Raw genomic sequence first — 382 nt, forward strand, 5'->3', positions numbered from 1 at the left:
AGCTGACGAATACTAATCGGTCGAGGACTTATCCACACACTCTTAGCAAGCATGCGTATTCAGTTTTGAAGGAATGACCTTCAACGTTCCTCGGTAGCTCAGTTGGTAGAGCAATCGGCTGTTAACCGATCGGTCGGCGGTTCGAGTCCGTCCCGGGGAGCCATATATGCTCCTGTAGCTCAGTCGGTAGAGCGTTTCCATGGTAAGGAAGAGGTCGCAGGTTCGATTCCTATCGGGAGCACCAGAAAACAACCCCAAAAAGTGAAGTGAATCTTCGCAGATTAGTCCTAGTACTTTTCGGGGGACCCATATCATTATTAGCATGGCCCGTTGGTGAAGCGGTTTAACACAGCAGCCTTTCACGCTGTCATACAGGGGTTCG

General features: G+C 50.3%; 2 tRNA genes. Both read left to right on the plus strand.

Annotated elements, in window-relative coordinates:
• Positions 1-87: 87 nt before the first annotated feature.
• Positions 88-163 (plus strand) — tRNA-Asn (locus SB752_RS32005).
• 5 nt (positions 164-168) lie between these two features.
• Positions 169-244, plus strand: a tRNA-Thr gene (locus SB752_RS32010).
• Positions 245-382 lie beyond the last annotated feature (138 nt).

Origin of the sequence: Brevibacillus sp. SIMBA_040, assembly GCF_046535075.1 — a bacterium.
Lineage (GTDB): Bacteria > Bacillota > Bacilli > Brevibacillales > Brevibacillaceae > Brevibacillus.